Origin of the sequence: Streptococcus sp. CCH8-C6 (assembly GCF_001557225.1) — a bacterium.
Lineage (GTDB): Bacteria > Bacillota > Bacilli > Lactobacillales > Streptococcaceae > Streptococcus > Streptococcus sanguinis_C.
On record NZ_LSJN01000018.1, the window covers coordinates 265,253 to 283,317 of the forward strand.

Consider the following 18,065-nt stretch of genomic DNA (forward strand, 5'->3'; position numbering starts at 1 on the left):
TAGTCTAAATTATTCTTTATAATCTATCTCTTCAAAAAAGCTGGGCACCTCTACCCAGTTTTTCCTCTCTATCTTTACATTTTATAAACATACTAGGATACAAAAAAAGCACCGATTGGTGCTTATGATTATTTGAGACCGTATTTTTTGTTGAAACGATCCACACGTCCATCTGCTTGAGTGAACTTTTGACGTCCAGTGTAGAATGGGTGTGAGTCTGATGAAATTTCTACACGGATCAATGGGTAAGTTTCCCCTTCGAATTCAACTGTTTCGTTTGAACGCTTAGTTGAACCACTAAGGAACTGGTAGCCGGTAGAAGTGTCCATGAAGACAACTGGTCGGTATTCTGGATGAATATCTTTTCTCATTTTACAAAAATTTCCTTTCTGCCATGGTCTCTTTGCGAGCCATAGATTAGTTACTTTGATAGTTTATCAAATTCTGATTGATTTGACAAGACTTTTAGACTAATTTCTTACTTTTTTGCCAATTCTTTCATCTCGGTGTAGATTTGCTCTATTTCTTCTTTAGAAAATGCATTGGCTCCGCTGGCTAAGGGGTGTCCTCCGCCATGATGATTTTTAGCAATACCGTTGATAGGAATAACCTTGCTGCGCATGCGGACACGGTAGTGACCATCTGGCTGCTCAACAAAGATAGCCCACAGACCGACATCTTCAATTCGTCCAGGTGCCCCGACGATGGCTGCTGTATCAGCATCGGTCAGTTGATAGGCTTGTAAAACTTCCTGAGGCAGAATGACCCGCGCAGTCCCATTTTCATCTATTTCCAATTGCTCATAGACATAGCCCTGCAGTTTAGCTACCTGGCGGCTGATAGAGTCCATTTTGCGGGACAAGGTTGATAAGTCGAAATCGTACTGGCGTAGCTTGGCAGCTACTTCGAATGTGCGGGCGCTAGTGGAAGGATAAAGGAAGCGGCCAGTGTCGCCGATGATACCAGCATAGAGGAGTTCAGCAGCTTCCTTGCTCAAGTCTAAGTTATTTTCAAAGGCAAAGAGAGCGATCATCTCACTGGCACTGCTGGAGCTTGTATCAACTAGAGAAATATCTCCGTAAACCTCATCATCAGGATGATGATCGATTTTGATGAGGAAGTCGCCTGTCGTGTAGCGTTGGTCGTCAATGCGGGCTGTATTAGCGGTGTCACAGACGATGACTAGGGCCTCTTGGTATTCTTCGTCTGCGACTTGGTCCATTTGTGCCAACCACATGAGATTGGGCTCATCGTAGCCTGTTACTTTTATTGTCTTTTCTGGGAAGTGGTACTGAAGCAGCTTTTTCAGTCCGACCTGACTGCCAAGAGCATCGGGATCTGGTCGCATATGGCGATGGATGATAATAGTATCGTATTCTTTGATCTTACTTAAAATATCATGATAAAGAGTCATAAATAACCTCGTCAACTTTCTTTACCCATTGTAGCATAAGAGTTTTTATTTTTAAAATAAAAAAGATATGATATAATGGGAGCAGATTAGAATTTGGAGGAAACTATGACCTTAGCGAAAATTGTATTTGCCAGCATGACTGGAAACACCGAGGAAATTGCTGATATTGTGGCGGATAAGCTAAGAGAACTGGATGTAGAAGTTGAAGTGGACGAGTGCACCACTGTCGATGCAGAAGATTTCTTGGAAGCAGATATCGCGATTGTAGCGACCTATACCTATGGTGATGGTGAGCTGCCGGATGAGATGATGGACTTCTACGAAGACTTATCTGGTTTGGATTTGTCTGGCAAGGTCTACGGAGTGGTCGGTTCGGGCGATACTTTCTATGATGAATTCTGCAAGGCTGTCGATGACTTTGATGCTGCCTTTGCTGCTACAGGAGCGGTTAAGGGTGCAGAAAGTGTTAAAGTAGACCTATCTGCGGAAGATGATGATATTGCACGCTTAGAAGCTTTTGCGGAAGGCTTGGTTAATAAAGTTTAAAGTGATAGATAGATGAAACGGCTGCGGCCGTTTTTTTTGTGCGAAAGTGTTATTTTCTGACAATTCTTATGATTAGGAGTATAATATAGGTAAGCGCTATCCATCAGATAAAGGAGGAGTTCCTATGAAAGAACGCGACTATGCTTTTGGCTTTCATGATGATGTCAAGCCGCTCTTTTCGACTGGTAAAGGTTTGACCGAAGAAGTAGTTCGAGAAATCTCAGAAATCAAGAATGAGCCCCAGTGGATGCTGGACTATCGTCTGCGCTCCTTGGAACTCTTTCATAAGTTACCTATGCCCGACTTTGGCCCGGATTTGTCAGGGATTCGTTTTGATGATGTTATCTATTATCAAAAGCTAAGCGGAGATCGGGCTCGCAGTTGGGATGAAGTTCCAGAAGAGATTAAGAAAACCTTTGACCGCTTGGGAATTCCAGAAGCTGAGAAGCAGTTCCTATCTGGAGCTGTGGCTCAGTATGAATCTGAAGTGGTTTACCACAATATGAAGGAAGAGTTTGCCAAGCTGGGGATTATCTTCACCGATACGGATACGGCTGTTCAGGAATATCCGGACTTGGTCAAGCAGTTTTTTGGTACTGTGATTTCAAATGCTGAGCATAAATTTTCTGCGCTTAATAGCGCAGTTTGGTCCGGCGGAACCTTTATCTATGTGCCCAAGAATGTCCAGTGCCAAGTTCCTGTTCAGACCTATTTTCGAATCAATGGTGAAAATGCTGGCCAGTTTGAGCGTTCCTTGATGATTATCGAGGAGGGCGGTTCTATACAGTATATCGAGGGCTGTACAGCACCGACTTACACAAGCAATAGTCTTCATGCGGCAAATGTCGAAATCATTGTCAAAAAGGATGCCTTTTTCCGCTATACAACCATTCAAAACTGGTCGGACAATGTCTATAACCTCGTAACCGAGCGGGGGATTGTTGAGGAAGGCGGCACCTTAGAGTGGATTGATGGGAACTTAGGCAGTAAGGTCAATATGAAATATCCTTGTAGCATTCTTAATGGCCGCAATGCACGGACTTCTGTTTTATCCATGTCTTTTGCCAACTATGGTCAGCACTTGGATGCGGGTTGTAAGGTCTTTCATAATGCACCCAAGACTTCCAGTACCTTAATTTCTAAATCAGTGGCCAAGGATGGTGGAAAGACAGACTATCGTGGTCAGGTCCGCTTTGGTAAGAATAGTGCAGGCTCCAAATCTCATATCGAGTGTGATACCATTCTGATGGATGGTGAGTCCAGTTCTGACACCATTCCTTTTAATGAAATCCATAATTCCAATGTCGCGCTAGAGCATGAAGCCAAGGTTTCCAAAGTATCTGAGGACCAGCTCTACTACCTAATGAGCCGAGGAATAAGCGAAGAAGAAGCCACAGCTATGATTATCAATGGATTTATGGAACCCATTACTAAGGAACTACCAATGGAATACGCCGTCGAACTCAACCAACTCATCAACATGAGTATGGAAGGCTCAGTTGGCTAAAACAGTTCGGGGGACTGTTTTAGGTTGCGGATAAAAACTCGCTTTTGCAAGTTCTCTTTAATCTAAGGTCCATTGGACCTTTTTATTTAGAATTAAACTAGAAAATTTTACTATTTTTTGATATGATAGATAGAATATAAGGAGGAATGAGATGACGTTAGAAGAAATCAGACAGGAAATTGATCAAGTGGATGATGCAATCGTTACCTTACTGGAGCAACGCATGAATCTGGTCGACCAAGTCGTGGCTTTAAAAAAATTAACAGGTACAGCTGTCTTGGATAGCAAGAGAGAAGATGTGATTTTTGCCAGAGTGGCGGATAAGGTTGAAAACAAGGACTACAAGGAAACTGTTGTTGCGACCTTTTCTGACATTTTAAAACGTTCGCGTGAATTTCAGAATAAAAATATCTAATGAAAGAAGTACAGAACTCTATTGCTGTGGCTTTATCTGCGATGGCAGGTGGTTGGCTACGTTACCAAGTAGCGCTCTTATCAGTTTTTGCGAATCCATTTCCGATAGGTACCTTACTGGTCAATTATTTGGGAACTTTTTTGCTGGTCTATATTATCAAGGGCTATCTTAGCAGTAAAGTCAAGTCCCAGCGTCTGCTTTTAGCGCTTTCGACTGGTTTTTGCGGAGGTCTGACGACTTTTTCTGGTCTTCTACTAGACAGTATCAAACTAGCAGATTCAGGGCGCTATATGGAGCTTCTTATCTATCTAGTTTTAAGTGTAGGTGGTGGCCTTGCAATCGCCTTATGGGCTGGAAAGCAGGTGAAGCCATGATGTCGGCGATGTTAATCTGCTGTGGCACTGGTGCTCTCGTTCGTTATGTTTTCTCCAAGGTCAATAGCAGAGCATCTCTGCCGATTGGGACTTTATTGGCAAACATTCTAGGTGCTTTTCTCATTGGATATTTTTATAAGCATATAGAAGACAAGCAACTTTATGTGATTTTAGCAACAGGCTTCTGTGGTGGTTTGACGACCTTTTCCACTTTGAATGCTGAGCTGGCAGATCTCTTTTCGGAGCGAAAGAAATTTGTTCTCTATTTGGCTTTTACTTATATTCTCGGAATTTTAGCGATTCTTTTGGGAATTTTCATTTAAACATCTTTACATTTTTAGAAATTTTGATATAATATAGTTTGTGCCTAATGGAAGCACAAAAAACGGCTAATCCGCTGCGGTCATGAACCTTAAGATTAGTAAGATAGGAGTAGAAAAAATGAATCCATTAATCCAAAGCTTGACTGAAGGTCAACTTCGTACTGACATCCCTGCATTCCGTCCTGGTGACACTGTCCGCGTTCACGCGAAAGTTGTCGAAGGAAGTCGCGAACGTATCCAGATCTTTGAAGGTGTGGTTATCGCTCGTAAAGGTGCTGGTATTTCAGAAACATACACCGTTCGTAAAATCTCTAACGGTATCGGTGTTGAACGTACTTTCCCAATCCACACTCCACGTGTTGACAAGATTGAAGTCGTTCGTTACGGTAAAGTCCGTCGTGCTAAATTGTACTACCTTCGTGCATTGCAAGGTAAGGCAGCGCGTATCAAAGAAATTCGCCGTTAATCTTAGAAAGACTCTGTCGTTGGGCAGAGTTTTTCTCTAAGTCCCCTTAGTTCAATGGATATAACAACTCCCTCCTAAGGAGTAGTTGCTGGTTCGATTCCGGCAGGGGACATGGATATGAAAAACTACGTTGTCAAACGTAGTTTTTTCTATATTTTAACTTGCTGTGTTGTTTTGTTTTTATTCATCATAAAAAGGACTGAGTGTATCAGTCCTTTTGTTCTCTATTTCCCTAAGCAGAATTGGCTGAAGAGTTGGGTTATGAGTTCGTCTGGTGCGGCGTCACCAGTGATTTCACCGAGGATTTCCCAAGTACGGGTCATATCAACTTGGAGAAGGTCTACCGGCATACCCATTTCCAATCCTTGGTTGACGGCTTGAAGGCTTTCCAGAGCTTTTTCAATCAAGGAGATATGGCGTGCGTTAGACAGGTAGGTGGCGTCTTGTTCGACGATACCAGCATTTTCAAAGAAGAGTTGATTGATGCGTTCTTCAATTTTGTCGATATTTTGGTTGTGAAGGACAGAAATCTTGATAGCATCTGCTGGCAGCTGGTCCAGCTCAATCTTTTCTTCGAGGTCAGTCTTGTTAAGTAAGACGATACGATTGCTATCTTGGCTGATTTCAAGCAATTGTTTGTCCTGATCTGTCAAAGGCTCGCTGGCATTGAGAACTAAGAGGACCAAGTCGGCTTCCTGCAGAGCTTTTTTAGAGCGCTCAACTCCAATTTGTTCTACAAGGTCATCGGTTTCCCGAATTCCTGCTGTATCAATAAGCTTGAGCGGTACTCCCTTGATATTGACATACTCCTCAATCACATCCCGAGTCGTACCCTCGATATCAGTCACAATGGCCTTGTCCTCGCGCAGGAGATTGTTGAGCAGACTGGACTTGCCAACATTAGGTCTGCCGATGATAGCAGTGGAAATGCCTTCGCGTAAAATCTTACCTCGTCTTGCAGTATTGAGAAGATTGCTTAGCAGAGCCTCGAACTCAGCTGTTTTCTCTCGCATCAATTGGGTCGTCATCTCTTCCACATCGTCGTACTCCGGATAGTCAATGTTGACCTCGACCTGAGCCAAAGTGTTGAGAATTTCCTGACGAGTATTGTTGATAAGATTGGAGAGAGACCCATCCAGCTGCTTGACAGCATTGTTCATGGCTTTATCGGTCTTGGCGCGGATGATATCCATAACTGCCTCAGCCTGAGTCAGGTCCACTCGACCATTCAAAAAGGCCCGCTTGGTAAACTCACCAGGCTCTGCCATTCTAGCTCCTTCTCGGATAACTAGTTGCAGGATTTCATTAGTAACCGCAATTCCCCCGTGAGTGTTTATTTCAATGATGTCCTCGCGCGTGAATGTCTTGGGAGAGCGCATAGCACCAACCATGACCTCGTCCAAAATTTCCTGATTTTGAGGGTCAACGATATGGCCATAGTTGAGTGTGTGACTTTCTACTTTGCTTAGATTTTTCCCTTTGAAGATTTTTTGGGCAATAGCAAAGCTGTCAGTCCCGCTTAGTCTGACGATGCCGATGGCCCCTTCGCCAAGAGGCGTAGAAATCGCAGCGATTGTATCAAATTCTCTGGTAATCATACTGTATTTTTCCTTGTGTTTTAAAATCAATTACCCTAATTGTAACGCAAAAATCAAGGAGGAGCAAGGCTTTCGATTATCAAGCGGAAGGAATGAAATTTAAGTCCGTTAAAGAAAACACTTTCATGTTAGTGAGAATCATGATATAATAAAAGTAGTGTGATTTGAGGAGGTGCTATGGAAAATCTAAAGAAACTGGCAGGAATCAAGGCTGCTGAATTTGTCCAAAGCGGGATGATAGTTGGTCTCGGGACGGGTTCGACCGCTTATTATTTTGTCGAAGAAATTGGCCGTCGTATAAAAGAAGAAGGACTACACATTACAGCTGTTACGACTTCCAGTGTCACTAGCAAACAGGCGGAATGTTTAGGTATATCGCTCAAATCCATTGATGAAGTTGACTTTGTTGATGTGACAGTTGATGGTGCTGATGAGGTTGATTCAGCTTTTAACGGTATCAAGGGCGGTGGCGGCGCGCTTCTCATGGAGAAAGTCGTAGCAGTGCCTACAAAGCACTATATCTGGGTAGTCGATGAGAGCAAGATGGTCGAGAAGTTAGGTGCCTTCAAGCTACCAGTAGAAGTTGTTCAGTATGGTGCTGAACAGCTCTTTCGTCGCTTTGAGCGTGCTGGATATAAGCCAGCCTTTCGTGAGAAAGATGACCAACGTTTTGTCACGGACATGCAGAATTTCATTATTGACTTAGATTTAGGTGTGATTGAAAATCCAGTTGAGTTTGCACAAGAACTTGATCATGTTGTGGGAGTAGTGGAGCATGGATTGTTTAATCAAATGGTAGACAAGGTTATTGTTGCTGGAAAATCAGGTCTTCAAGTTTTAGAGGCCAATAAATAGAAAGAGGTATTTTATGCCAAAATTTAATCGTATTCACTTGGTAGTTATGGACTCAGTTGGTATCGGTGCTGCACCGGATGCCAATAATTTTGTCAATGCAGGGGTACCAGATGGTGCTTCAGATACTCTGGGACATATTTCCAAAACGGTAGGACTGAATGTGCCAAACATGGCTAAGATTGGTCTGGGAAATATTGAGCGTCCTGCTCCTTTGAAGACAGTTCCTCAAGAAGAAAATCCTAGCGGCTACTATACCAAGCTGGAAGAAGTATCTCTTGGAAAAGACACGATGACAGGACACTGGGAAATCATGGGTCTCAATATTACTGAGCCTTTTGATACTTTCTGGAATGGCTTCCCAGAAGAAATCCTGACTCAGATTGAAGAATTTTCTGGTCGCAAGGTCATTCGTGAGGCTAACAAGCCATACTCTGGTACAGCAGTTATTGATGACTTTGGTCCTCGTCAGATGGAAACCGGCGAGCTGATTATCTACACCTCTGCTGATCCAGTATTGCAAATTGCGGCACACGAAGAAGTGATTCCTTTGGAAGAGCTCTATCGTATCTGTGAATTCGTCCGCTCTATTACCTTGGAACGCCCTGCGCTTCTGGGACGTATTATCGCTCGTCCTTATGTAGGTGAGCCAGGCAACTTTACTCGTACAGCCAATCGTCACGACTATGCCGTATCTCCGTTCAATCCAACTGTACTTGACAAGCTCAATGAAGCCGGAATTGATACTTATTCTGTTGGTAAGATTAACGACATCTTCAATGGTGCTGGAATCAACCATGATATGGGACACAATAAGTCTAACAATCATGGTGTAGATACATTGGTCAAAGCCCTGAAAGACGACAACTTCAAAGAAGGTTTCTCATTCACTAACCTAGTAGACTTTGATGCTCTTTATGGTCACCGCCGTGATCCACATGGCTACCGTGACTGCTTGGAAGAGTTTGATGCTCGCATCCCAGAAATTATTAAAAACATGCGTGAAGATGACTTGCTCATGATTACTGCTGACCATGGTAATGATCCGACCTATGCCGGAACGGATCACACTCGTGAGTACATTCCGCTCTTGGTCTTCGGAAAATCGCTGAGCGGTCAAGGTCATATTCCTGTTGGCCACTTTGCGGACATCTCAGCTACCATTTCTGAAAACTTCGGAGTGGATAAGGCGATGATTGGAGAAAGCTTCTTGGACAAATTGGTATAAGCATTATAAGAGAGTGAGGAAAATATTTTATGACAAGCTTATCAGAAAAAATCAAAGAAACAGCAGCCTTCCTGAAAGAAAAAGGTATGACAGAGCCTGAGTTTGGTCTGATTTTGGGATCTGGTTTGGGAGAATTGGCTTCTGAAATCGAAAATGCCGTTAGTCTTGATTATGCGGATATTCCAAACTGGGGTCGTTCAACTGTTGTTGGCCACGCTGGTAAATTAGTTTATGGAGACTTGGCAGGACGTAAAGTCTTGGCTCTTCAAGGTCGTTTCCATTTCTATGAAGGAAATCCTTTAGAAATCGTTACTTTCCCCGTACGTGTGATGAAGGCTCTTGGTGCGACAGGTGTTATTGTGACCAATGCTGCCGGTGGTATCGGCTATGGCCCTGGTACGCTTATGGCGATCACTGACCACATCAATATGACTGGCCAAAATCCTTTGATCGGTGAAAACTTGGATGAATTTGGTCCACGTTTCCCTGATATGTCTAAATCTTACACTCCAGAATACCGTGCCGTCGCTCACAAAGTTGCTGATAAGCTTGGTATCAAGCTGGATGAGGGTGTTTATATCGGTGTAACTGGACCAACTTATGAAACGCCAGCAGAAATCCGTGCTTATAAGACGCTTGGGGCGGATGCAGTCGGCATGTCTACTGTTCCTGAAGTGATTGTAGCAGCACATTCTGGTTTGAAAGTCCTTGGAATTTCATGCATTACAAACTTTGCTGCTGGGTTCCAAGAAGAGCTTAATCATGAGGAAGTGGTTGAAGTAACAGAACGTGTCAAGGGTGATTTCAAACGACTTCTTAAAGAAACACTTGCTGAATTGTAAAAAAATGTTGAAAGGCGGAGTGTCTGGGTTGGTAATTAAACCCGGAACAGCCTTTCTATCTATGCTGATAAAATCATTAAACTAAAGAAAGGTAGAGTGAGTTGTTCAGATTTGAACACGAGCAAAAACTATCTTTCAAATAAAAACAGAAAGGAAGGGCATCTGAGTTTGAATTGAACTCGGGCTAGAGGCGGTGCAAAAAAGATAAATCTACCTAGATGCAGTCGCATCTTCGTTTGATTTCCTATTTTTTCTTTGCCTCTTTTAAGCCCTTAGTATCTTATATTATGTCTATTCATATTTCTGCTAAACAAGGCGAGATTGCTGATAAAATCCTTCTTCCAGGGGATCCGCTTCGGGCTAAGTTTATTGCTGAGAACTTTTTAGAAGATGCTGTTTGCTTCAATGAAGTCCGCAATATGTTCGGCTACACTGGAACTTATAAAGGCCAGCGTGTTTCTGTTATGGGGACAGGGATGGGAATGCCATCAATCTCTATCTACGCGCGTGAGCTGATTGTTGACTACGGTGTGAAAAAGCTAATCCGTGTCGGAACAGCGGGCTCGCTGAATGCTGATGTCCATGTTCGTGAATTGGTTTTGGCGCAGGCGGCTGCAACTAACTCCAACATTATCCGTAATGACTGGCCACAGTATGATTTTCCGCAAATCGCTAGCTTTGATTTGTTAGATAAGGCTTACCATATCGCCAAACATCTTGGTATGACAACCCATGTTGGGAATGTTTTGTCGTCTGATGTCTTTTACTCAAACTACTTTGAAAAGAATATCGAGCTTGGTAAGTGGGGCGTTAAGGCAGTTGAAATGGAAGCGGCAGCTCTTTACTATCTGGCTGCTCAGCACCATGTAGATGCTCTGGCAATTATGACTATTTCTGACAGCTTGGTCAATCCTGAAGAGGATACAACAGCTGAAGAGCGCCAAAATACCTTCACCGATATGATGAAGGTTGGTTTGGAAACCTTGATTGCAGAAGCATGAAAGTAGATGTCAAAGAAGCCATTCTCTTTGCTATTTCCCGCTATGACTATGCTTATGCTCATAAACTAGCTGAGAGAGCAGGAAGTGGTGTCCAGTCTGACTTGGTCCGTCTTCTTGGCGCTTTAGCGGAGCGAAGAGAGCTCAACATCCAATCTATGATGAATCTAAAGTTGGAAATCACTGGGTCTAACCTAGCTGATTTTCAGCTTTTTTGCCATGAAAATGAATCGGACGAGCAGTTGGTCAATTACCTTTATGATCTGGAAGCCAAGCTGAGAAATGAGCAGCTGATTGACTTTATCCGAGCTGTTAGTCCAGCTATTTATCGGATTTTTATGCGGCTGATTCGCATGCAAATACCGGATATTGACTGCTATATTCATAACTCGCGAGGGGCTAGTTACGACCGTTGGAAGTTTGAAAAGATGCGAAATTCTGATAATCCTGACCTGCAAAATTTTCATGCAGAAAGCACGGTCAATTCTTCTAGTTTGACGGAGCTGATTTTGCAGTTGAATTTACACGAATCTGTCAAAGAATCAGCACAGCAGCTAAGAGAGTTAGAAAAATCAGTCCGCAATCCGTTGGCTCATCTTATCAAGCCTTTCGATGAGGAAGAATTGCACAGGACGACAGGTTTCTCGTCTCAGCACTTTATGGCGCTTCTGGTTGATTTGGCTCTGGAGACAGGCATTGTCTATCAGAGAGAACCTTTTTACTTTGACCGAGCGAATGCGGTCATAGAAAGTCTCTTATAAGGAGTAGCAGGATGGATAAGATTGCAAGGCTGCAAGAATTAATAGACCAAAGTCAGAATATCGTCTTTTTCGGTGGAGCGGGGGTTTCGACTGAGTCCAATATTCCGGACTTCCGCAGTTCTGATGGGATATACAGCGTCAAGCTAGGACGGCATTTTACAGCGGAGCAGCTGGTTTCTCATACTATGTTTGAGCGCTATCCGCAGGAGTTTTTTGACTTTTACAAGAAGTACCTGCTCTATCCGGATGCCAAGCCTAATGCTGCTCATGTCTACTTGGCGGACTTGGAGAAGACGGGCAAGCTCAAGGCTGTAGTGACTCAAAATATCGATAGCTTGCATGAAATGGCCGGTTCAAAGAAGGTTCTCAAACTACATGGCAGCGCGGATAGAAATTACTGTCTGAATTGTCAGCGATTCTACGATTTGGACGTCTTTCTGGCTCTGCAGGGTACCATTCCTCACTGCCTTGACTGTGGCGGTATTGTCAAGCCAGATGTGACTCTTTATGAAGAGCCTCTAGATATGGAAGTTTTCCGTCAGGCGGCCCAAGCTATCCAGCAAGCAGATCTGCTGATAATCGGCGGCACGTCCTTGGTCGTCTATCCCGCAGCCAGCCTCATCCAGTACTTTGCAGGTAAGCATCTGGTTGTCATCAACAAGACCAGCATCCCTCAAGACAGCCATGCAGATCTAGTCATTGAGGGTAAGATAGGGGAAGTGTTGGGGAAGTTGAAACATTAGAAAAAACACCTGAGATAGCTTTTTCAGGTGTTTTTTGCAGTTTATTTATCAAACTTCACTTCCTCAATTAGATAGTCAATGAAGCGTTCTCCCATTTTGGATAGGCTGGCTTTTTCATGCTGGATGTAGACCAGTTCAATCGGATCATCAATGTCCAGTGGGATTGACACGATATTATCTCCGTTGAGATTACTGTTTAGAATACCGGTTGCAATCGTGTAGCCATCCAGACCAATCAAAAGGTTAAAGAGGGTCGCGCGGTCACTGACGACGATTGATTTTTTATGGTGTTCCTGAGAGAGAATTTCCTCAGAAAAATAGAAGGAATTGTGAGTTCCTTGGTCATAGCTGAGGTAGGGGAAGTTTTCTAAGTCAGATAATTGGACCAGCTTTTTCTTGGCCAGCGGATTGGACTTGCTGACAAAGATATGGGGCTGAGCCGTAAAGAGATGAGTCGCAATCAGATGATTGTCATCCAGCATCTTGGATAGGACATCGCGGTTGTAGCTATTGAGAAAGAGGACGCCGATTTCACTGCGGAAATTTTTTACGTCGTCAATGATCTCCCAAGTTCGAGTTTCCCGCAGAAAGAGCTCGTATTTCTCCATATCGCTTTTTTTAAGCAGGGAGACAAAGGCATTAACTACAAAAGCATAGTGCTGAGCAGACACGCTGAAAAGCTCGCGGTGGGCGACAGGGTTTTTGTATCGCTCCTCTAGAAGTTGCGTCTGCTCAACAACCTGCCGGGCATAAGAAAGAAACTCCATGCCGTCCTTGGTCAAGGTAATTCCTTTGGGATTGCGAATGAAAATCTCGATACCCATTTCATTTTCCAAATCCCGTACAGCGTTAGATAGGCTAGGCTGGGTAATGAAAAGCTGCTTGGCAGCTTCGTTCATGCTGCCAGTCTCGACGATTTTGATAATATAGTGTAACTGTTGAATTCTCATAGGACTATTTTATCACAAACTGGGGATTTTTTCCCAATAAATCAATGAAAGCTAGCATGGTTTTATAATTGAATCTATCAAATGGACAGATGGTAAAAGAAATTCTATTGGATATAGTGACATTTTTAAAGTTTATTCTTATCGGAATTATAGAGCGATTTTATCAAGTCTTTTATAATGAAACGGGTTTTGCAATTTCAAGTTATTCGTGATATGATGATTTTTAGACTGTAAAAGGAGTAGTTATGAAGAGAAAAGAAGATTCTTTTGAAGATATTGCTCTTGAGTTAGAGAAGGAGACATCTAAGTCTAAGTTCTTACCATTCGTTCTATTAGCCATTATTGGCTTTTCTATCGTTGGAGCAGTTTTTTTGATGCTTTCTATATCGCAAAAGACTAAATCTAAGCAACCGGTGAGCCAGTCAAGTCAGATTATTTCACCATCAAAAAAATTAGAGGATAAGATGACTGAAGTGAAAAAATTCGCTGAAAGTCTTACAGTTCCTCCAGAAAAAAGTGGTTCCTTTCTTTGGACGGTTGACAAGGCAGTTTCTCTACCCATGGACAAAGATAAAGGCGGAGCTGTCTTGGAAGATGTTTTAAGAGAATTTGGAAGACCTGTTGAAGCTGGTTCGTGGATTGATTTTTCATCAAATAATGAAATTCAAAAGCATATTCGTCTTTTTTGGAAAGAGAAGGATGGTGCTCTTGGTTATGTTTCTTTAATATTTGCTGAATTTGATGGTGTCTATAAGCTCATTTCCAAGTACCATTCTAACCTTGCAAGTGATGAAATTAAGGTGGATCAAAATCCTAATAGAAACTTTTTATGGACACAAGAATATATAGATAGTCTTGTTATTGGTGCTAGAGAAGGTACTGACAAAGGTACGGTGTATGATGAGATTGTTTCAAATGTTGGTTTGCCGCTGTATCAGACGATTTTGGGAGAGGACAATCAACTTCAAATGCGAGTTACTTATCATAATCCTCATTCTTTGACAAATCCGGAACAATTGAAGTCTGTCAATCTAGAATTCTATAAGCAAGAAGATGGAACATGGCGTTTGGTTTCTAAACAAAACCAGTAAACTAAAATAAAAAAGACAGAGGAGATAATCTTGAGAAGGAGTAGCAAGAAAAAACATGATGCTAATTCATTTAGAGCCATAAAAAAAGAACTTTATCAACAACAAAAGATAAAAAGAGAAGAACTTAGCATGATGGCCATACAGGAGGAGAAAAAAAGGATTAATTCGGCCTTTATTCTTCTTTGTTTGACCTTGTCATTTGCTTTATTCTTTGGCTTCTATTATTTTTCTCAAAAGATTCCTAGAGCCAACCTTAAGTACAAATATAATAAGACAGTGTCGTCAGTTAGTAAAGAAAGCTCTACTACTCAGCAAGATGAAGCTGAGTTAGAAATGGACAAAAAACAGAAGGAACTGAAAAAGAAAATTGTTGAGGAAGATGAAAAAAAGTTTGTTTTTAATTGGACATTAGACAATTTTGTAGAACTCAAAATAGCCAAAGTCGGGGAGTGGGAAAATAATCCGACTTTGGAAGAGGTTATTACGAAATACGGTAAGGGTTCAAATGTGAGTTTTACCGAAAATGGATTGACACTAACTTATAAGACAAGAATTGTTGATGTTCCAAGATATGGTTCATCAGGACATCCTCAGGAAATCAGTTTGGGTTTTTATGACCCCGATTCCAATGGAAAAAAGTACTATTTAATAACTAAAACGGCAGTTTACTTGGATGACATTCATAACCTACCAGCTATCAAAAATGAGTTTGTTTTTAAGTGGAAGCCAGAAGATATGGATACATTGACAGTAGGTGATAGTCAATATGGAAAAGGTGGAATGACATATCAGGAGATTGTTGCTCGATTTGGACTGCCTTCAGATAGTAATTTTTCTGGAAGCGATACAGATTATAGCCCGTTATCGTTGCGGGTGAATTATTTTAATATTCATCGTCCACCTGCTGAACGAAAATTGGATAGGGTGTCTTTGATTTTCAAGAGGCAGGAGAATGGCAGCTTTCGTCTTGCGGATGCAAGAAGTGAATTCGACAAGAGCTGGTAATGCTTCGATTCATTAGTGATATGAAAATTCTAATATTTTTTATGCCTTGACAATCCTCATCTCTAACGATATAATGTTTACAATTTAACCTTTAATCAAGTCCAGTGAGGCTGCAAGGTGGGAAAAACGGTATAAGAGGCAATTGGTTGCCTTGTTTTTTGCGAAACCTTGCTGCGGCGAGGTTTTTTCTTGTAGAAAGTGAGGTTGTCATGGTTAGTGACAGTTGTAAAAAGAGATTTGGCAAGATTATGCTGGAGCAGATGGAGCTGCTTGAGCAAGTAGAAATTGCGCCTAATATTTTTTCCATGATTCTAAAGGGACAAATGGTTGCTCAGATGCAGGCTGGGCAGTTTTTACATATTCGGGTACCAGATGACAGCAAGCTTTTGCGCCGGCCTATCTCAATCGCAGAGATTGACCGAGACAATCTGACTTGTCGCATTATTTATCGGATAGAAGGCGGCGGAACAGCTATTTTTTCTCAACTTCCTGCTGGTTCTTATCTTGATGTTATGGGGCCTCAGGGAAATGGTTTTGATTTGACCCCTGTAAGGTCAGGTGACCAAGTTTTGATTATCGGTGGTGGGATTGGTGTTCCACCTCTGCTTGAGGTTGCTAAAGAATTGCATGCTAAGGGTGCTCAGGTGACGGCTGTATTGGGATTTGCTGATAAAGCTGCTCTTATTTTAGAAAAAGAAATGAAAAAATACGCTGAGGTCATTGTTACGACGGATAATGGTTCCTATGGTCGCAAGGGCTATGTATCAGCAGTTGTAGATAAATTGCCCCAAGACTATGCTGCTGTCTATTCCTGTGGAGCGCCAGCCATGCTCCAGTATGTCGATCGTAAGTTTCAGGACCATCCGCATGCTTATCTTTCTATGGAATCCCGTATGGCTTGTGGCATGGGCGCCTGCTATGCCTGCGTCGTTCATGTGGCAGGTCAGGACGAGTCGGTCAATAAGCGCGTTTGTGAAGACGGTCCGGTCTTTGAGACGGGCACGATTATTGTCTAGGAGGGAAAAAGAATGAGTGACCAACGTTTAAGAGTTTCCTTGCCAGGCTTGGATCTGAAAAATCCAATTATTCCAGCATCTGGCTGCTTTGGTTTCGGTCAAGAATATGCCAAGTACTATGACTTAGACTTGCTAGGCTCCATCATGATAAAGGCTACGACTTTGGACCCCCGCTTTGGCAATCCCACTCCTCGTGTGGCAGAAACGCCCGCTGGTATGCTCAATGCCATCGGCCTGCAAAATCCAGGTGTTGAGGTTGTTCTAGCTGAAAAACTGCCCTGGCTGGAAAAGCATTATCCCGACCTGCCAATCATTGCTAATGTAGCGGGCTTTTCCAATCAAGAATATGCCACAGTGGCTGGGAAAATTTCCCAAGCCCCCAATGTCAAGGCTATTGAGCTAAATATCTCCTGCCCTAATGTTGACCATGGAAATGCTGGCCTTTTGATTGGCCAAGTTCCAGAATTAGCCTACGAAGCAACCAAGGCAGCAGTAGATGCTTCTGCAGTACCTGTCTATGTCAAATTAACTCCGAGTGTGGCTGATATCACTCAGGTAGCCAAGGCTGTTGAAGACGCTGGTGCTGCTGGTTTTACCATGATTAACACCTTGGTAGGTATGCGATTTGACTTGAGGTCGCGCAAGCCTATTATCGCCAATGGCACTGGTGGCATGTCTGGCCCTGCTGTCTTTCCTGTAGCGCTCAAGCTGATTCGTCAAGTGGCGCAAGCAAGTAACCTTCCCATTATTGGTATGGGGGGAGTTGATTCTGCGGAGGCTGCTCTGGAGATGTTTATAGCAGGCGCTTCAGCTATTGGAGTGGGCACTGCCAATTTTACGGATCCATATGCCTGTCTGACTATCATTGAGAACCTGCCTAAGGCTATGGATAAATACGGCATTGAAAGTCTTGAAAGCTTACGAAAAGAAGTTCGAGAGAATTTACTTTAAAGTTACATTTTTACTTGACAATCCTGCTGTGAAATTATAGAATGAACTAGATATAACCTTTAAAGAAGTCCAGAGAGGCTACTAAGGTACATACGTTTGAATGGCAGATACTGCCACATTTTCGTGTAACCTTGCTCTCAGGCAAGGTTTTTCTATGTCTCTGAGCCTAATGTGAAGGTCGATTTGGATATAGGAGTACCTAGCAGATTTTTTTAAAGTTAAAAATTTAAAAGGAGATTTTCCCCTCATGCGTGAAGAACGGCCTATTATCGCCCTCGACTTTCCATCTTTTGACGATGTTAAAGATTTCTTGGAGCATTTTCCGGAAGATGAAAAACTTTATGTCAAAATCGGCATGGAATTCTTCTATGCCATCGGTCCTGAAATCGTTCATTACCTGAAAGGTCTTGGACACAGTATTTTCTTGGATCTGAAACTGCACGACATTCCCAATACGGTCCGCTCAGCCATGTCTGTCTTAGGTACATTTGGCATCGACATGGTGACGGTTCATGCAGCAGGTGGTGTGGAGATGATGAGCGAAGCCAAGAAGGTCTTGGGTGATAAGGCTAAGTTGGTTGCGGTGACCCAGCTGACCTCGACCAGCGAGGAAGATATGCGTGATTGCCAAAATATCCAGACTACGGTTCAGGAGTCTGTTGTCAACTACGCTCGGAAGGCTAAAGAAGCTGGCTTGGATGGCGTAGTTTGCTCAGCTCAAGAAGTGGAACTGATTAAGGCGGCAACTGCTGAAGACTTTCTCTGTGTGACGCCGGGTATTCGGCCAGCTGGATCAGAAATCGGTGACCAAAAGCGGGTCATGACTCCGCAGGAAGCTCATCAAATCGGCAGTGATTATATTGTAGTCGGCCGTCCGATTATCCAAGCTGAAAATCCTTGGGATGCCTACCACGAGATTAAAAAGCAGTGGAATAGCTAAGCAAAACAAGAAATTCGAATTAAATCGTTATATGTAATTGACAGC

General features: G+C 42.8%; 21 protein-coding genes and 1 tRNA gene. 18 read left to right on the plus strand and 4 right to left on the minus strand.

Translation table 11 applies throughout. The annotated features are described in order from the left end of the window. Nucleotides 1-128: 128 nt before the first annotated feature. On the minus strand, nt 129-371 hold the full coding sequence (locus tag AX677_RS02180; protein ID WP_002895374.1) for a type B 50S ribosomal protein L31: 243 nt from the start codon (nt 369-371) through the stop codon (nt 129-131). A gap of 107 nt (nt 372-478) precedes the next feature. Further along, entirely contained in the window at nt 479-1,414 is a 936-nt protein-coding gene (locus tag AX677_RS02185) for a bifunctional oligoribonuclease/PAP phosphatase NrnA (protein WP_060976015.1), read from the minus strand. Between the two features lie 105 nt (nt 1,415-1,519). Here AX677_RS02185 and AX677_RS02190 point away from each other — a divergent pair, with 105 nt between their 5' ends. The 7 genes from AX677_RS02190 to AX677_RS02220 all read left to right on the plus strand — a co-directional run bounded on the left by AX677_RS02190 (nt 1,520) and on the right by AX677_RS02220 (nt 5,157). Next, on the plus strand, nt 1,520-1,960 hold the full coding sequence (locus tag AX677_RS02190; protein ID WP_060976016.1) for a flavodoxin: 441 nt from the start codon (nt 1,520-1,522) through the stop codon (nt 1,958-1,960). A gap of 124 nt (nt 1,961-2,084) precedes the next feature. Further along, nucleotides 2,085-3,467 (plus strand): Fe-S cluster assembly protein SufB, encoded by a 1,383-nt coding sequence (gene sufB, locus AX677_RS02195; protein WP_060976017.1) that lies wholly within the window; start codon nt 2,085-2,087, stop codon nt 3,465-3,467. A 151-nt stretch (nt 3,468-3,618) separates the two neighbouring features. Further along, complete coding sequence (locus tag AX677_RS02200; RefSeq protein ID WP_002900255.1) at nt 3,619-3,882, plus strand: chorismate mutase; 264 nt, start codon at nt 3,619-3,621, stop codon at nt 3,880-3,882. Beyond that, nucleotides 3,882-4,256, plus strand: coding sequence for a fluoride efflux transporter CrcB (gene crcB / locus AX677_RS02205; RefSeq protein ID WP_060976018.1), 375 nt, complete (start codon nt 3,882-3,884; stop codon nt 4,254-4,256). Before AX677_RS02200 ends, crcB (AX677_RS02205) begins: the two co-directional genes overlap by 1 nt. Further along, nucleotides 4,253-4,579 (plus strand): fluoride efflux transporter CrcB, encoded by a 327-nt coding sequence (gene crcB / locus AX677_RS02210; RefSeq protein WP_060976019.1) that lies wholly within the window; start codon nt 4,253-4,255, stop codon nt 4,577-4,579. Before crcB (AX677_RS02205) ends, crcB (AX677_RS02210) begins: the two co-directional genes overlap by 4 nt. A gap of 118 nt (nt 4,580-4,697) precedes the next feature. Beyond that, nucleotides 4,698-5,045, plus strand: a complete 348-nt coding sequence (gene rplS / locus AX677_RS02215; RefSeq protein ID WP_002900259.1) for a 50S ribosomal protein L19 — start codon at nt 4,698-4,700, stop codon at nt 5,043-5,045. Nucleotides 5,046-5,085: 40 nt separating this feature from the next. After that, nucleotides 5,086-5,157, plus strand: a tRNA-Arg gene (locus AX677_RS02220). A 112-nt stretch (nt 5,158-5,269) separates the two neighbouring features. Here AX677_RS02220 and mnmE read toward each other — a convergent pair. Continuing rightward, nucleotides 5,270-6,643 (minus strand): tRNA uridine-5-carboxymethylaminomethyl(34) synthesis GTPase MnmE, encoded by a 1,374-nt coding sequence (gene mnmE, locus AX677_RS02225; RefSeq protein ID WP_060976020.1) that lies wholly within the window; start codon nt 6,641-6,643, stop codon nt 5,270-5,272. Between the two features lie 177 nt (nt 6,644-6,820). Here mnmE and rpiA point away from each other — a divergent pair, with 177 nt between their 5' ends. The 6 genes from rpiA (at nt 6,821) to AX677_RS02255 (ending at nt 12,067) form a co-directional block, all read left to right on the plus strand. Continuing rightward, on the plus strand, nt 6,821-7,498 hold the full coding sequence (gene rpiA / locus AX677_RS02230) for a ribose-5-phosphate isomerase RpiA (RefSeq protein ID WP_060976021.1): 678 nt from the start codon (nt 6,821-6,823) through the stop codon (nt 7,496-7,498). Between the two features lie 13 nt (nt 7,499-7,511). Further along, the gene (locus AX677_RS02235) at nt 7,512-8,723 is read left to right on the plus strand and encodes a phosphopentomutase (protein WP_060976022.1); all 1,212 of its coding nucleotides are present in this window, start codon (nt 7,512-7,514) and stop codon (nt 8,721-8,723) included. Nucleotides 8,724-8,752: 29 nt separating this feature from the next. Then, nucleotides 8,753-9,565, plus strand: a complete 813-nt coding sequence (locus tag AX677_RS02240; RefSeq protein ID WP_002924561.1) for a purine-nucleoside phosphorylase — start codon at nt 8,753-8,755, stop codon at nt 9,563-9,565. Between the two features lie 287 nt (nt 9,566-9,852). Beyond that, entirely contained in the window at nt 9,853-10,566 is a 714-nt protein-coding gene (deoD, locus tag AX677_RS02245) for a purine-nucleoside phosphorylase (protein ID WP_060976049.1), read from the plus strand. Further along, a complete protein-coding gene (locus AX677_RS02250; protein WP_060976023.1) occupies nt 10,563-11,324 on the plus strand; it encodes a hypothetical protein in 762 nt (253 codons plus the stop codon). Before deoD ends, AX677_RS02250 begins: the two co-directional genes overlap by 4 nt. Nucleotides 11,325-11,335: 11 nt before the next feature. After that, the gene (locus AX677_RS02255) at nt 11,336-12,067 is read left to right on the plus strand and encodes an NAD-dependent protein deacylase (RefSeq protein ID WP_060976024.1); all 732 of its coding nucleotides are present in this window, start codon (nt 11,336-11,338) and stop codon (nt 12,065-12,067) included. A gap of 41 nt (nt 12,068-12,108) precedes the next feature. Here AX677_RS02255 and AX677_RS02260 read toward each other — a convergent pair whose 3' ends face one another. Next, nucleotides 12,109-13,017, minus strand: a complete 909-nt coding sequence (locus AX677_RS02260; protein ID WP_060976025.1) for a LysR family transcriptional regulator — start codon at nt 13,015-13,017, stop codon at nt 12,109-12,111. Between the two features lie 245 nt (nt 13,018-13,262). Between AX677_RS02260 and AX677_RS02265 the strand changes: the two genes are divergently transcribed. The 5 genes from AX677_RS02265 to pyrF all read left to right on the plus strand — a co-directional run bounded on the left by AX677_RS02265 (nt 13,263) and on the right by pyrF (nt 18,020). Continuing rightward, nucleotides 13,263-14,108: a hypothetical protein gene (locus tag AX677_RS02265; RefSeq protein ID WP_060976026.1), complete on the plus strand. Its 846-nt coding sequence runs from the start codon at nt 13,263-13,265 to the stop codon at nt 14,106-14,108. A gap of 30 nt (nt 14,109-14,138) precedes the next feature. Next, nucleotides 14,139-15,113 (plus strand): hypothetical protein, encoded by a 975-nt coding sequence (locus AX677_RS02270; RefSeq protein WP_060976027.1) that lies wholly within the window; start codon nt 14,139-14,141, stop codon nt 15,111-15,113. 104 nt (nt 15,114-15,217) lie between these two features. Next, complete coding sequence (locus tag AX677_RS02275; protein ID WP_197416875.1) at nt 15,218-16,129, plus strand: dihydroorotate dehydrogenase electron transfer subunit; 912 nt, start codon at nt 15,218-15,220, stop codon at nt 16,127-16,129. 12 nt (nt 16,130-16,141) lie between these two features. Further along, a complete protein-coding gene (locus AX677_RS02280; protein WP_060976029.1) occupies nt 16,142-17,080 on the plus strand; it encodes a dihydroorotate dehydrogenase in 939 nt (312 codons plus the stop codon). Between the two features lie 247 nt (nt 17,081-17,327). Beyond that, nucleotides 17,328-18,020 carry an orotidine-5'-phosphate decarboxylase gene (gene pyrF, locus AX677_RS02285; RefSeq protein ID WP_002912559.1) on the plus strand — a complete coding sequence of 231 codons (693 nt, stop codon included), beginning with the start codon at nt 17,328-17,330 and terminating at the stop codon, nt 18,018-18,020. The last annotated feature ends 45 nt before the right edge of the window (nt 18,021-18,065 follow it).